This window comes from Pseudomonas sp. (assembly GCF_048269965.1).
In the GTDB taxonomy this organism is placed as follows: domain Bacteria; phylum Pseudomonadota; class Gammaproteobacteria; order Pseudomonadales; family Pseudomonadaceae; genus Aquipseudomonas.
This window is the reverse complement of record NZ_JBLWTV010000018.1, coordinates 50,353-62,941: the sequence shown is the minus strand read 5'-3', so window position 1 is coordinate 62,941 and position 12,589 is coordinate 50,353. Positions and strand designations below refer to the sequence as shown.

Here is a 12,589-nt window from a genome sequence, read left to right as displayed (position 1 = left end):
CGCGCGTCGATTCAGCTTGCCTGCTGTTTTGCCGGCAGGCTGAGCGTGGCGATGAAGCCCCCTTCCGGGTGGTTGTTCAGCAGCAGTTCACCACCGTGACGCTGCGCCGCCCGGCGTGCGATGGCCAGGCCGAGGCCATGGCCGGAGCCATTCTGGCCCGGTGCGCGGAAGAAGGGTTTACCCAGTTGCCCCAGGTATTCGCTGGCGACCCCGGGACCGTGGTCGCGCACGCTCAACGTTACGCTGTGCCCCTGGCTTTGCACGCTGATGAGCACAGGTTGATCCGCTGGGCTGAAGCGCAAGGCATTGCGTAGCAGGTTGTCCAGCGCGCGCTCGAGCATGCCTGGCCAGCCTTGCAGGCGTGCGCGAGGGTCGAGATCGATCTGCAGCTGTTGTTGCGGGGCGGTCAGGCGAGCGTCTTCCTGCAGGTTGCCGAGCAGGGCGGCCAGATCGACGGGCTGCGCGGCACCCGGGTCCGCGTCCAGGCGGGCCAGGGCAAGAATTTCGCTGATCAGTGCTTCCAGTCGATCACACTCCTGACTCAGACGAGGCCAGAGCCTTTCTCGTTCCGCCGCATCGGCACGCTCCGCCAGCGCCAGTGCAATACGCAGGCGCGCCAGGGGCGAGCGCAGTTCGTGGGAAACATCGCGCAGCAGCTGGCGCTGGCTGCCGATCAAGCCTTGCAGTCGCTCGCCCATGCGGTTGAAGTCCTTGGCCAGCAGGCCCAACTCGTCGCGGCGCGTGGCCAGACGAGCCAGGCTGTTCTGTTGGTAGGCGGTCTGGCCGAGATCATGTACGGCACCGCGCAGGCGATCCAGCGGGCGGGTGATCGACAGTGTCAGCATCAGGCTGAACAATGTCAGCACCACCAGGGCGATGGCGATGGCGCTCAGTGGCCAGAACAGGCTGCCACGGTGCCAGGCAGCCAGCTCCGGGTGTGGAATACGGTAGATGAACAGGTAGCTTTCGCCGCTTTGCGGGCTGGTGTATTCGGCGGTCAGGCGCCGCCAGGGCAGTCGCCGGTCGTCGCCGTGACGCGCCTCGAAGGCGGCAGCACGGGACGGAAAGGTGCCTTTGACCAGTTGCTGGCCGCTCTCGCCAAGCACCTGGGTGTCGATACGGTACTTGCGCTTGCGCTGTTCGAGAAAATCCTGGGCGGCTGCTGGCCCTTGCTGTTCATAGCGCTTGACCCACTGGCCATCGAGATCATCAAGGCCCGGGTGCAGGCTCAGAATCCAGGCGTCCTGATTCAGGGCGCGGCCAAGCAGCAGCGACAGCGCGGCCACCAGAGCGATGCCCAGCCAGAAGGTCGCCAGAATGCGCCAGAACAGTGAACGCACGGTGATTCCTCATGCAAAAGCCGCCGGGCTCAGGGAGCGCGGCGGCGGGTCTAGGGGGAGTCGATCAGTTGCCTTTGCTGTCCTTCTCGGCCTTCCAGGCCTTGAATTCGGCCATTTCCGCGCGGCGAGCTTCCATTTTCTTCTGGTGCTCGTCGAAGGCTTTCTGCTGCTCGGGGTTGAGCAGGTCACGCAGGGCCTTGTGCTGGTCGGCGCGGGCCTTGTCCAGTTCCTTCTTCATGGCCTGCTTTTCGGCTTCCGGCAGCTTGTCCAGGTAGCGCTTGGTGATGTCGCGATGGGTCTTCATCTGCTCGCCCATCAGCTTGCGAAACTCCTGGCGCTGTTCCTTGCTCAGGTTCAGCTCCTTGAACATGCCATGGTCGCGATCATGGTGGCGAGGGCCACCGTCTTGCATGGGCATGGCGAAGGCCAGGGTCGGCAGGGTGGCAGCGAGCAGCAGGGCGGTAAGGGTCTTGCGCATGGTGATTCTCCTTGTCTTGAAACCGGTAACGACCGGATGGGCTCAGTATGCGGCGGTCAAGGTCAAGGGCAGTCAGCTGTGGGTAAAGCTTGGGTAAAGGCGATGTTGCGGGTTGTTTACGCTACGCCAGGGAGCACTCACTGCGCGTAGTAATAGCCACGGCTGCGCAGGGCGAGAATGCGTGGCCGGCCATCCGGGTGCGGGCCGATCTTCTTGCGCAGGTTGCTGACGTGCATGTCCAGGCTACGGTCATACAGGGTCAGTTTGCGGCCCAGGGCGAGTTGCGCCAATGCCTGTTTGTCCACCGGCTCGCCGGGTTGGCGCAGCAGGGCTTCGAGCAGGCGGCTTTCGGAAAGCGTCAGAGGAACATCATGTTCGCCAATGCTGACCACCCCGCGATTGGGGCTGAAGCTGAGATCGCCGAGCTCCAGCTGGCTGCTGGCCGGTGCCGGCACGGTGCGGCGCAGGACGGCGCGCAGGCGTGCGGTCAGCTCGCGAGGGTCACAGGGCTTGGCCAGGTAGTCATCGGCGCCCAGCTCCAGGCCGAGGATGCGATCCAGCGGTTCGCCACGGGCAGAGAGCATCAGTACCGGGAGGTCCGGGTACTCGCCACGCAATTGCTTGAGCAACTCCAGGCCGCTGCCGTCTGGCAGCATGACATCCAGCACCACCGCATCAGGCGTCTGTGCGGCAAGTGCCTGACGGGCGCCGCCGGCTTCGTGGCAAGCGGTGACCTGAAAACCTTCCTGGGTCAGCCAGCGGGTAAGCAGTTCGCAGAGTTCCTGATCGTCATCGATCAGCAGCAGGCGGTTCATGGCTCAGTTGATCCACTCGCGGCGGGTCTTGCGAGAGCCACGCAACAGGACGCCGAATAGCATCGAGATCAGGCTCAGGGCGGCGCCCAGGGCGAACCAGGTCTGTTGCTCGCTGAGCAATCGGGGTTGAGCCTGCGCCTGGCTCTCCTTGAGCTGCAAGCGCAGACGCTGATTTTCCTGGCGCAGGCGTTGCAGTTGCACGGCGCTGCTCGCTTCCTGCTCGTTGCGCAGTTGCTCGCTTTGCGCCAGGCGCTGTTCCAGCACCTGGCTGTCGAGCGTGGCTGCCGGGACAGACGGCTGAGCGGGTTGTTCTTCTGCCTGCGCCGAAGCACAGGTCAGCATCACGGTGACCAGCAGGGACAGCGGGATCGGGCGCATCGCGATTCCTTGTGTGCGAAAGCAGCGTGGGTGGCACTTCGTCAGGGCAGGACTTTCTTGAAAGGTTTGACCAACACGTTGGCATACACGCCGGCTGTGCGGTACGGATCGGCGTCGGCCCATTGCCGGGCAGCTTCCAGGGAGTCGAACTCGGCAACCACCAGGCTGCCGCTGAAGCCCGCCGGGCCTGGATCATTGCTGTCGATGGCCGGGTGCGGGCCGGCCAGCAGCAGGCGACCTTCCTGCTTCAACTGCTCCAGACGAGCGAGGTGAGCGGGGCGGGTGGCCAGACGATTTTCCAGGGAGTTTTCGACGTCGGTGGCGATGATGGCGTAGAGCATCTCAGTCCTTATTTGGGGTCGAAGCGGGGAGGGATAACGCATTTGCGCCACGCGGTAACAGCCTTGGCGCGGATGTGGGGCATAATAACAAACATCAATCTCAACGAAAGCGCCGCCATGATTGTCGATCTGCATTGCCACAGCACCGCCTCCGATGGCGCCCTGGCCCCCGCCGTACTGGTGGCCCGGGCGCATGAGCGGGGCGTGCGTCTGCTGGCGTTGACCGATCATGACACGCTGGAAGGGCTCGATGAAGCGCGCCGCGCAGCGGCGGCTCTGGATATGCAGCTGATCAATGGCATCGAGCTGTCCTGCACCTGGGGTGGGGCGACCATCCACGTCCTGGGCTATGCCTTCGAGCGCGAGGCGCCGGCGCTGTGTGCCGCCATCGATGCCTTGCACCATGGGCGCTGGCAGCGCGCAGAAGAGATCGACCGACGCCTCGCGGCCAAAGGTATGCCGGGCGCTCTGGAGGGCGCGCGGGCCGTTCAGCAGCAACTGGGCGATAGCGGCAATGCGCCGGCCCGGCCGCATTTCGCCGAATTTCTCGTGCGCGCCGGTCATGTGCGTGATCGCGCCGAGGCGTTTCGCAAGTGGCTGGGCTCGGGAAAGTTGGGTGACGTCAAGCAGCACTGGCCTATGCTTGAAGAAACCATCGCCACCCTGCGTTCGGCCAGAGCCTGGATCAGCCTGGCGCATCCGTGGCAGTACGACTTTACTCGCAGTAAGCGTCGACGCCTGGTGGCCGATTTCGCGGCGGCCGGCGGTCATGCTCTGGAAGTGGTCAATGGCATGCAGCCCGCCGAACAAGTCGGAGGTCTGGCGATTCTGGCGCGCGAGTTCGGCTTGATGGCCAGTGTCGGCAGTGATTTCCACGCGCCTGGCGACTGGTCCGAGTTGGGCATGTATCGCCCGTTGCCTGATGACCTGACTGCGCTCTGGGAGCGCTTCGAACATGCACAGCCATCCGCTGTCACTTCATGAGCTGGGAGCAAGTGTGAGTCAATTTTTCCAGGTTCACCCGGAAAACCCACAGGCACGCCTGATAAAACAGGCTGTGGAAATCATTCGCGGTGGTGGCGTGGTGGTCTATCCGACCGATTCCTCCTACGCGCTGGGCTGCATGATCGGTGACAAGAATGCCGTAGAGCGCATTCGTCGCCTGCGTCAGCTCGACGACAAGCACAACTTCACCCTGGTCTGCCGCGATCTCTCGCAGATCGGGCTGTTCGCCAAGGTCGACACTGCGGCCTTCCGCCTGTTGAAGAATCACACCCCGGGTCCTTACACCTTCATCCTCAACGCCACCCGCGAAGTGCCGCGCATGTTGCTGCACCCCAAGCGCCGTACCATCGGCATCCGCGTACCCAGCCACCCGATCGCCCTGGCGTTGCTGGAGCAATTGGGCGAGCCGCTGATGAGCGTCAGCCTGATCATGCCGGGCGACGAGCTGCCGATGTCCGACCCTTACGAAATGCGCCGGATTCTCGAGCACCATGTCGATCTGATCATCGACGGTGGTTTTGGCGGGCTGGAAGCCTCCACCGTGGTCAATCTTGCTGACGATAGCCCGGAAGTTCTGCGCGTCGGTTGCGGCGACCCGACGCCGTTCAACGATCTCTGACATCGCCTTTTCCGTTGTGGAGGCAGCTGCCCTATACTCCGTGGCCTTGTCTGGATTTTGGATAGAACGGTTTGAGCCTCAACGACTCCGAACGTCGGGTGCTGTCAGGAATGCGTCCGAGCGGTCGTCTTCATCTCGGGCACTACCACGGTGTGCTGAAAAACTGGGTCAGGTTGCAGCATGAGTACGACTGTTTCTTCTGCATCGTCGACTGGCATGCCCTGACCACCGAATACGCCGATGCCGGCCAGCTTTCCCAGCACGTCATGGATATGGCCGTGGACTGGCTGGCTGCGGGCGTAAGCCCCAGCTCCGCGACGCTGTTCGTGCAGTCGCAGGTGCCGGAGCATGCCGAGCTGCATCTGCTGCTGTCGATGATCTGCCCACTCAGCTGGCTCGAGCGCGTGCCGTCCTACAAGGAGCAGCAGGAGCATCAGAGTGGCAAGGACCTCTCCACCTACGGCTTTCTCGGTTACCCCTTGCTGCAGGCGGCAGATATTTTGCTGTACCGCGCGGGACAGGTGCCAGTCGGTGCCGATCAGCTCCCCCACATCGAATTTGCCCGTGAAGTGGCGCGCCGCTTCAATCACCTGTACGGCAGCGAGCCGGATTTCGAGCGCAAGGCCGAAGCTGCTGTCGGCAAGCTGGGCAAGAAGCTCGGCAAGCTCTACAGCAACCTGCGCAAGGCCTATCAGGAGCAGGGTGACGCACAAGCGCTGGAGACGGCGCGGGCCTTGCTCAAGGAGCAGAGCAGCATCACCCTGGGCGATCAGGAGCGCCTGTACGGCTACCTGGAAGGTGGCGGCAAGGTGATCCTGAGCGAGCCGCAGCCGATTCTTGCCGAGTTTTCGCGCGTGCCTGGCCTGGACGGGCAGAAGATGGCCAAGTCCAGTGGCAACGCGATATTCCTGCGCGATAGCGATGCCGAGCTCGAGGAAAAACTGCGGCGCATGCCCACCGATCCAGCTCGGGTGCACCGTGACGATCCGGGTGAGCCGCAACGTTGCCCGGTCTGGCCGCTGCACCAGCTGTATTCCACTGACGAGCAGTTGCACTGGGTGATCGAGGGCTGCCGCAGCGCCTCGATTGGTTGCCTCGACTGCAAGAGCGCGCTGTGCTCCTCGCTGCAGAGCGAGCTGGCGCCCCTGCAGCAGCGGGCCGTCGACTATGAGGATAGCCCGGACCTGGTGCGCAGCATCCTCGCCGAAGGCGCCGAACGGGCGCGTGACGAAGCGCGTGAAACCCTGGCCGAAGTACGCATGGCCATGGGTCTGAATTATCGTTGAAGGAGCGCCAGTCGATGAGTGAGCCCGCCGCACCAGTCCCGGACAGCCAGGCCGGCGCCCAGCAGGAGCTGCCGTTCGCCCTGGTTTACGGTGAGGCGGTCACCGAGCTGCCGCTGGACCTGTACATTCCCCCGGATGCGCTGGAGGTCTTTCTCGAAGCGTTCGAGGGGCCGCTGGACCTGTTGCTGTATCTGATCCGCAAGCAGAACATCGACATCCTCGATATCCCCGTTGCCGAGATCACCAAACAGTACATGGGCTATGTCGAACTCATGCATACGGTGCGCCTGGAGCTGGCCGCCGAATACCTGGTCATGGCCGCCATGCTCGCCGAGATCAAGTCGCGCATGCTGCTGCCGCGTTCGACCGAGGCCGAGGAAGAAGAGGACGATCCGCGCGCCGAGCTGATCCGCCGCCTGCAGGAGTACGAGCGCTTCAAGGCCGCTGCCGAGGGGATCGACGAACTGCCGCGCGTCGGCCGCGACCTGACCGTGGCGAAACTGGATGCACCCGAAGCCCGCGCGCGCAAGCTGCTGCCGGACGTCAGCCTGGAAGAGGTATTGCTGTCGATGGCCGAGGTGCTGCGCCGCGCCGACATGTTCGAGAGCCACCAGGTCACCCGCGAGGCGCTGTCCACCCGCGAGCGCATGAGTGAGGTGCTGGAGCGCCTCAAGGGCGGCGCCTTCGTGCCTTTCGTCGAGTTGTTCACCGCTGAAGAAGGCCGGCTTGGCGTGGTGGTGACCTTTATGGCAATTCTCGAGTTGATCAAGGAATCGCTGGTCGAGCTGGTGCAGAATGAGCCGTTTGCCGCCATCCATGTTCGGGCTCGCATCGAGCAGGAAGTGGAGGAGTCGCAACCGTCTCCACAATAGGGCGAGCAGTCTTTGGGAGCATTTGTTAAAGGGAGTTTCAGGTGAGTATTTTTTCGCGTTTCTTCGGCCGCAGAGACGACAACACGGCAGAGTTAACTGGGTTGGTTGCCAATCCCGAGTGCGAGGGGCGAGTCAGTCTGCAGGTGCTGTTCCCCGCTGCGTTGCAGGTGACCCAGGATGGGCTGAGCAGTGCCTTGCGTGCCTATCACCCGGAAATGGCCGAGGCAAGTTGCGAGGTATCCAGTGAAGTCGAGCCGTTCTTCGCGCTGGCGGGCTGGGGTGCTCATGTGGTTCGGCTGGTGGGCTTCGACGCGCCGTTTCCTGCGGAGTCGGTCGAGGCCTGCGTCGCTCCGGCGCATTACTCGCAAGAACTCAAAGACGAAGTGCGCGCGAACGCCAGCCATATCCTGCTGTATTACGCCGGCCACGACAGCGACCCGCTGGAGCAATACGTGGTGCTGGCGGCAGTGGCGGGTGCACTGGCGCAATTCGGCGCCATCGCCGTGCTCAATGAAAGTGGCAGAACGTCCTTGCCTGCGGCGATCTTCAATGACCCGGGGTTGCGGCGCGAGAGTCTGGAGGTTTTGCGTAATCTGCCGCTGACCGCGCTTTACTGTGGCTTCGTCAAATACGATGTCGAGGGTGTCCAGGGTACCTGGATGCGCACCTATGGCGGCGGCGTATTCGGCATCCCCGACCTAGCCGTGCTGGCCGAAGGGCATCATGAGGGCGAGCGCTACTCGGAACTGTTCGACAACGTGATGAGCTACCTGCTGCAGAGTGGTGCGCAGATGGCGCCCGGACACACCATGCAGGTCGGCGAGACGGCTTTCATGCGCCTGCGTGCGCCGCTGGCCGAGGAGTATTTTCTCGATGGGCCGGATCAGGTGCTGGTTGCGGAAATCATCGAGGAGCATGAGATCAATCAGGCCTGAAGTGGCTTTAGGCATTTGCTAGACTGCAGGGCCGCGTCCAATGCGGCCCTTTCCATTTATTGCTCCAGGTTTGCCAGACGATGACGCTGTCCGATCCGCATCAGCTTGCCACTGTGCTCGAAGGCCTGCTCCTGGCGTTGGGCAAGCCCATGTCCCTGGAGCGTCTGTGCGAGCTGTTCGAGGAGCACGAGCGACCTGAAATCGGTGTCTTTCGCGATGCACTGAGCATCCTGGCGCGCTCTTGTGAGGGTCGCGCCTTCGAACTGAAGGAAGTGGCTTCGGGCTACCGGTTGCAGGTGCGCGAGCGCTTCGCGCCCTGGGTCGGTCGGCTCTGGGAGGAGCGCCCGCAGCGTTATTCCCGTGCACTGCTGGAAACCCTGGCCTTGATCGCCTATCGCCAGCCCATCACCCGTGGCGAGATCGAGGACGTGCGCGGCGTGGCGGTCAACAGCAACATCACCAAGACCCTGCTGGAGCGCGAGTGGATTCGCGTGGTGGGCTATCGCGACGTGCCGGGGCGCCCGGCGATGTTCGCCACCACCAAGGGCTTTCTCGATCACTTCAACCTGAAAAGCCTCGACGAACTGCCGCCGCTTGCTGCCTTGCGCGAGTTGGAACCGGAGCCCGAGCTGGCGCTGGATGATGAGGCCGAGGTGCCGGCAGGCCTGCAGGCGCGCGCTGATCTGGCCCTGCAGCAAGACGGCGAAGCCGCCGAGCCGCGCGAGGAAACCAGCTTTCGCAGCCTGCTGGCCGAGCTGGACGACATGGAGCAGGGGCTCAAGACCGACTTCGATGACCTGCGTCTGGTCGAGGCCGCAGAGGATCAGGCGGTCGAAGACGATCTGGCCGACCTGGACGGCGATGAATCGTTGCATTGAGTGGGGCGGGGTGGATTACTTTTTGCGCGGTGGTTTCGATTGCTATAACGACTGCTGTTTGCAATCGATCCATATTCCGGCGGCATCCAACAACAATGACAGGGAAATGAACATGCGCACATTCATTGCTGCGGCCTTGGGTATTTTGGGGCTGATCAACTTCGCGACCTGCGCCCAGGCCCAAACAAGTGCAGCACGCGACTGGTCTGGCAGTTATCTGGGTGGCAGCGTGGGGGCGGTGGAGAGTCGTGCGGCTACCGAGGCTTCTACCGCAGATGGTTTCCCTGGCTCCTACTTCACTCCGCCAGATCCTCAGCAGATTATCGAAGAGGCGGACGGCTCTCTTTCCCAGTCGAGTCTTTCCGGCGGGGTGTTCGGTGGTTTCGGACGGCAGTTCGGCAAGCTGTATCTGGGGCTCGAAGTCAGTGCCAATACCTTAGGTTTTGACGAAACGCGCACCTCTGGTGCGGTCTATCTCTCCAATTCTGCGGGGGCGTTCACGCAAGAGTTGTCCGTGAAGGCTGATTGGCAGGCGACGATGCGTGCCCGCCTGGGCTGGGCGCAGGAGCGATGGCTGGTGTATCTGACAGGCGGCGCTGCAGTCGCCCGGATTGAACTGGATGCAGCGTTCAGTGACGATTTTCTGGGTGTAGGTGCCAGGGGGCGCAATTCTACCAAGGAGACCAAGCTAGGCTGGGTTGTCGGCTTGGGTGGTGAGTACGCGTTGAGCGAAAATTGGTCGATCAGAGGGGATTATCTATATGCCGACTACGGCAAGGTGGATACCTCTGCCACCGTAACCAACCCTGCTTTTCCTGTGTTTGCCAATACGCTGAAGAGCTCTGCGCAATTCAAGACTCAGACATTGTCGGTTGGCATGGCTTATCGGTTCTGATTGTTTGGGCAATGGAGCGCGTGACCTGCGGCTTTCATGCTTCAGCTGGACGAACCTGCTGTGCGGTTCGCCTCTTTAAATCGGGGTCATGGAATTCCTCAATCCCGCCCGGGAGGCTGTTGTCTTTATCCTTGCCTGCATTCGATCCCATTTGCGCAAGGTGCTGTCATGAGCAAGAGTCCCTGCATCAAGGTTTGTGAGTTCGAGCGCGATATCTGCCTGGGCTGCGGCCGCAGTCGTGAGGAAATCAAAGGCTGGAAACGCCTGGACAAGACTGAGCGCCTGGCGCTGCTGGCCGAGGCCGACATGCGCTTGCTGGCGCTGGAGGCGACCGGGCGGCGCAAGTATTGAGCGCCCATCCGTGCAGGAGCCGCGCCTCGCGGCGAATGGCGGGGACATCGACGGTACAAGGCTTGTGCGCAAAAGCTTCGCCCAGGGGGGGCTTTTGCGATCCGGTGCTGTGTTCCTGGTTTTACCAGGTGAATAGCGCAGCATCGTCTACCCTATGGGCTCCACAGCGCGTATGATGCGCGCCCTTCGATCATCAACTACTACACCGGGAGGTGCCCAAGATGACTGAGCACGAACAACCGCGTCCTGCAGGCGAGAAACTGCAGAAAGTCCTGGCCCGCCTCGGGCTGGCTTCGCGTCGCGAGATCGAGACCTGGATCGCCGAGGGGCGGGTCAAGGTCAATGGCGCTGCCGCGACCCTGGGGCAGCGTGTCGATGCCAACGACGCCATCGCTCTCGATGGCCGCTTGCTCAAGCGCGAAGAAATCACCGGTTCGGTGCGCCGCGTGCTGATCTACAACAAGCCGGACGGCGAGATCTGCACCCGTGACGACCCGGAAGGCCGCCCCACCGTATTCGATCGCCTGCCGCGTCCGAAAGAGGGTCGCTGGATCAACATCGGCCGCCTCGATATCAACACCACCGGCCTGTTGCTGTTCACCACTGACGGTGAGCTGGCCAACCGCCTGATGCACCCGTCCTACCAGATGGATCGCGAATACGCGGTGCGTGTACGGGGCGAAGTGACCGAGGAAATGCTGGAGAACCTCAAGAACGGCGTAATGCTCGAAGATGGTCCGGCCAAGTTCACCGACATCAAGGAAGCGCCGGGCGGCGAGGGCTTCAACCACTGGTATCACTGCGTGGTGATGGAAGGGCGCAACCGCGAGGTGCGTCGTCTGTGGGAGTCCCAGGGCCTGGTGGTCAGCCGCCTGAAGCGCGTGCGCTTCGGTCCGGTGTTCCTCACGTCCGAGTTGACCATGGGCCGCTGGCGTGAAATGGATCAGCGCGAAGTGGACATTCTCAGCGCCGAAGTGGGCCTGACCCCGCAGGCGCTGCCCGCGATGAAGGAAAAGACCCGCGAGAAGCTCGACCGCCTGCAGCGCAAGTCGGCCAAGCCGGTGGAGGTGCGTGGCAAGCGTGTGCTACGCCCGGCGAAGGACCAGGCAGGCGCAGAAAATGCTCGCCCGAGCCGTGCGCCGCGCCGTGAGGATGGTGAGCAGCGCGCGCCGCGCGGCCCGCGCAAAGACAGCGGCGAGCGTCGTGAAAGCGGTCGCGGCACGCCGGTAGCGGAGCGCCCGAGCGATGTGAAGAAACGTCAGCCGCGTCCGGCCGTCGAGTTGTCCGAGCGTCCGGCACGCAAGCCGCGCCCGGCAACGCCCGGCAAGCGTCCGCCCGCCGGCGATGGTCAGCGCCCCGGTTTCGGCCGCAAGCGCTGATAAACGGAAAAGGGACTCTGCGGAGTCCCTTTTTTCATTCTGTGTCCCGGATTTCATCCGGCTCTCAGCCGGCCATGGACAGGCGATTACGGCCTTCGCGTTTGGCCACATAGAGCGCGTTATCGGCGCGGCGCAGCAGGCTTTCGGCGGACTCGCCCGGCAGCAGGCTGGAGCAGCCCAGGCTGATGGACACATCGATGGGGCGGCCGGCATCCAGGCATTGCAGCTCCATCACCGCAAAGCGCAAGCGCTCGCCTACCAGTGCGGCGCCCTCGCGATTGGTGCCGGAGAGAATCACCAGAAACTCCTCGCCGCCGTAGCGAAAGACCATATCGATATTGCGCAACTGGTTCTTCAGGGTCTGCGCGACCGCTTTCAGCACTTCGTCGCCAAGCGTGTGGCCATGGTTGTCGTTGATGCTCTTGAAGTGGTCGATGTCGAGCATCAGCAGCGACAGCGGTTGCAGGTTGCGGCGGGCCAGATCCACCTCGCGCTGCAGCACCTGGTCCATGGCGATGCGGTTGCCGGTATCGGTCAGCGGGTCGCGCAGCGCGCTTTGCAGCGCGGTACGGTAGAGCAAGGCATTGCGCAGCGGGAACAGCAGGCTCGCCAGCAGCGATTCCAGCTGGATCAGTTCGTCTTCGGCAAAGCGCTGCTTGCGGCGGAAAATCAGCTCGCCCAGGTATTCCCCTTCATGGCTCAGGCGATAGCCGGCCGAGTGGGGGGCGCGCTCGCCCAGTTCGAGGCGCAGGTCGTGCGAAGGATGCTGGAAAGCCAGTGCATCGAGCGGCACCAGACGCTGCACTTCGCGAAAGAACAGGCTGAGGATTCGTTCCACGTCCAGGCTGGTCTGCAGTTGCAGACTGAGTTGGTGGCGCAGCTCTATCAGGCCGGCGGGCTTGAGCGGCAGGTTGCGACTGCCGGTAAAGCCGAGACGCTGCAGCTTGGCGGCGTCGAAATCGATGGTGTTGGACTGGCTGGGGGGAACCATGGAGCTGAACCTCTGGCGCGGATGGT

General features: G+C 63.1%; 15 protein-coding genes. 9 read left to right on the top strand and 6 right to left on the bottom strand.

All coding sequences use genetic code 11. The features are described 5' to 3' along the window. Window positions 1–11 precede the first annotated feature (11 nt). The 5 genes from ACN0X6_RS18980 to ACN0X6_RS18960 form a co-directional block, all read right to left on the bottom strand. Window positions 12–1,340, bottom strand: coding sequence for a sensor histidine kinase (locus ACN0X6_RS18980; RefSeq protein ID WP_417706332.1), 1,329 nt, complete (start codon window positions 1,338–1,340; stop codon window positions 12–14). Between the two features lie 64 nt (window positions 1,341–1,404). After that, a complete protein-coding gene (locus tag ACN0X6_RS18975; RefSeq protein WP_417706330.1) occupies window positions 1,405–1,818 on the bottom strand; it encodes a Spy/CpxP family protein refolding chaperone in 414 nt (137 codons plus the stop codon). 137 nt (window positions 1,819–1,955) lie between these two features. Further along, window positions 1,956–2,633, bottom strand: coding sequence for a response regulator transcription factor (locus ACN0X6_RS18970; protein ID WP_417706328.1), 678 nt, complete (start codon window positions 2,631–2,633; stop codon window positions 1,956–1,958). A gap of 3 nt (window positions 2,634–2,636) precedes the next feature. Continuing rightward, window positions 2,637–3,011: a translation initiation factor 2 (IF-2, GTPase) gene (locus ACN0X6_RS18965; protein WP_417706326.1), complete on the bottom strand. Its 375-nt coding sequence runs from the start codon at window positions 3,009–3,011 to the stop codon at window positions 2,637–2,639. A 41-nt stretch (window positions 3,012–3,052) separates the two neighbouring features. After that, a complete protein-coding gene (locus ACN0X6_RS18960) occupies window positions 3,053–3,352 on the bottom strand; it encodes a YciI family protein (RefSeq protein ID WP_417706324.1) in 300 nt (99 codons plus the stop codon). 117 nt (window positions 3,353–3,469) lie between these two features. Between ACN0X6_RS18960 and ACN0X6_RS18955 the strand changes: the two genes are divergently transcribed. From ACN0X6_RS18955 to rluB, 9 genes are all read left to right on the top strand, one after another. Next, window positions 3,470–4,336 carry a PHP domain-containing protein gene (locus ACN0X6_RS18955; RefSeq protein WP_417706322.1) on the top strand — a complete coding sequence of 289 codons (867 nt, stop codon included), beginning with the start codon at window positions 3,470–3,472 and terminating at the stop codon, window positions 4,334–4,336. A gap of 13 nt (window positions 4,337–4,349) precedes the next feature. Beyond that, window positions 4,350–4,976 carry an L-threonylcarbamoyladenylate synthase gene (locus tag ACN0X6_RS18950; protein ID WP_417706320.1) on the top strand — a complete coding sequence of 209 codons (627 nt, stop codon included), beginning with the start codon at window positions 4,350–4,352 and terminating at the stop codon, window positions 4,974–4,976. A gap of 71 nt (window positions 4,977–5,047) precedes the next feature. Further along, window positions 5,048–6,262 (top strand): tryptophan--tRNA ligase, encoded by a 1,215-nt coding sequence (locus ACN0X6_RS18945; protein ID WP_417706318.1) that lies wholly within the window; start codon window positions 5,048–5,050, stop codon window positions 6,260–6,262. A 140-nt stretch (window positions 6,263–6,402) separates the two neighbouring features. Further along, complete coding sequence (locus ACN0X6_RS18940) at window positions 6,403–7,134, top strand: segregation and condensation protein A (protein ID WP_417706395.1); 732 nt, start codon at window positions 6,403–6,405, stop codon at window positions 7,132–7,134. A gap of 41 nt (window positions 7,135–7,175) precedes the next feature. Further along, window positions 7,176–8,069 carry a DUF4261 domain-containing protein gene (locus ACN0X6_RS18935; protein ID WP_417706316.1) on the top strand — a complete coding sequence of 298 codons (894 nt, stop codon included), beginning with the start codon at window positions 7,176–7,178 and terminating at the stop codon, window positions 8,067–8,069. 80 nt (window positions 8,070–8,149) lie between these two features. Then, complete coding sequence (gene scpB, locus ACN0X6_RS18930) at window positions 8,150–8,947, top strand: SMC-Scp complex subunit ScpB (protein ID WP_417706314.1); 798 nt, start codon at window positions 8,150–8,152, stop codon at window positions 8,945–8,947. Continuing rightward, window positions 8,931–9,842 carry an outer membrane protein gene (locus ACN0X6_RS18925; RefSeq protein ID WP_417706312.1) on the top strand — a complete coding sequence of 304 codons (912 nt, stop codon included), beginning with the start codon at window positions 8,931–8,933 and terminating at the stop codon, window positions 9,840–9,842. The genes scpB and ACN0X6_RS18925 overlap by 17 nt, the downstream gene beginning before the upstream one ends. A 168-nt stretch (window positions 9,843–10,010) precedes the next feature. Continuing rightward, window positions 10,011–10,193, top strand: a complete 183-nt coding sequence (locus ACN0X6_RS18920) for a DUF1289 domain-containing protein (RefSeq protein ID WP_417706310.1) — start codon at window positions 10,011–10,013, stop codon at window positions 10,191–10,193. Window positions 10,194–10,414: 221 nt separating this feature from the next. Next, window positions 10,415–11,572: a 23S rRNA pseudouridine(2605) synthase RluB gene (gene rluB / locus ACN0X6_RS18915; protein WP_417706308.1), complete on the top strand. Its 1,158-nt coding sequence runs from the start codon at window positions 10,415–10,417 to the stop codon at window positions 11,570–11,572. Window positions 11,573–11,636: 64 nt separating this feature from the next. Here rluB and ACN0X6_RS18910 read toward each other — a convergent pair whose 3' ends face one another. Continuing rightward, the gene (locus ACN0X6_RS18910; RefSeq protein WP_417706306.1) at window positions 11,637–12,563 is read right to left on the bottom strand and encodes a GGDEF domain-containing protein; all 927 of its coding nucleotides are present in this window, start codon (window positions 12,561–12,563) and stop codon (window positions 11,637–11,639) included. Window positions 12,564–12,589 lie beyond the last annotated feature (26 nt).

What these genes read in the sequence shown, in the direction of transcription:
- ACN0X6_RS18960 (WP_417706324.1), bottom strand. Translation starts at nt 3,352, where the DNA reads ATGCTCTACGCCATCATCGCCACCGACGTCGAAAACTCCCTGGAAAAT.
- rluB (WP_417706308.1), top strand. Translation starts at nt 10,415, where the DNA reads ATGACTGAGCACGAACAACCGCGTCCTGCAGGCGAGAAACTGCAGAAA.
- ACN0X6_RS18965 (WP_417706326.1), bottom strand. Translation starts at nt 3,011, where the DNA reads ATGCGCCCGATCCCGCTGTCCCTGCTGGTCACCGTGATGCTGACCTGT.
- ACN0X6_RS18920 (WP_417706310.1), top strand. Translation starts at nt 10,011, where the DNA reads ATGAGCAAGAGTCCCTGCATCAAGGTTTGTGAGTTCGAGCGCGATATC.
- scpB (WP_417706314.1), top strand. Translation starts at nt 8,150, where the DNA reads ATGACGCTGTCCGATCCGCATCAGCTTGCCACTGTGCTCGAAGGCCTG.
- ACN0X6_RS18955 (WP_417706322.1), top strand. Translation starts at nt 3,470, where the DNA reads ATGATTGTCGATCTGCATTGCCACAGCACCGCCTCCGATGGCGCCCTG.
- ACN0X6_RS18970 (WP_417706328.1), bottom strand. Translation starts at nt 2,633, where the DNA reads ATGAACCGCCTGCTGCTGATCGATGACGATCAGGAACTCTGCGAACTG.
- ACN0X6_RS18925 (WP_417706312.1), top strand. Translation starts at nt 8,931, where the DNA reads ATGAATCGTTGCATTGAGTGGGGCGGGGTGGATTACTTTTTGCGCGGT.
- ACN0X6_RS18910 (WP_417706306.1), bottom strand. Translation starts at nt 12,563, where the DNA reads ATGGTTCCCCCCAGCCAGTCCAACACCATCGATTTCGACGCCGCCAAG.
- ACN0X6_RS18975 (WP_417706330.1), bottom strand. Translation starts at nt 1,818, where the DNA reads ATGCGCAAGACCCTTACCGCCCTGCTGCTCGCTGCCACCCTGCCGACC.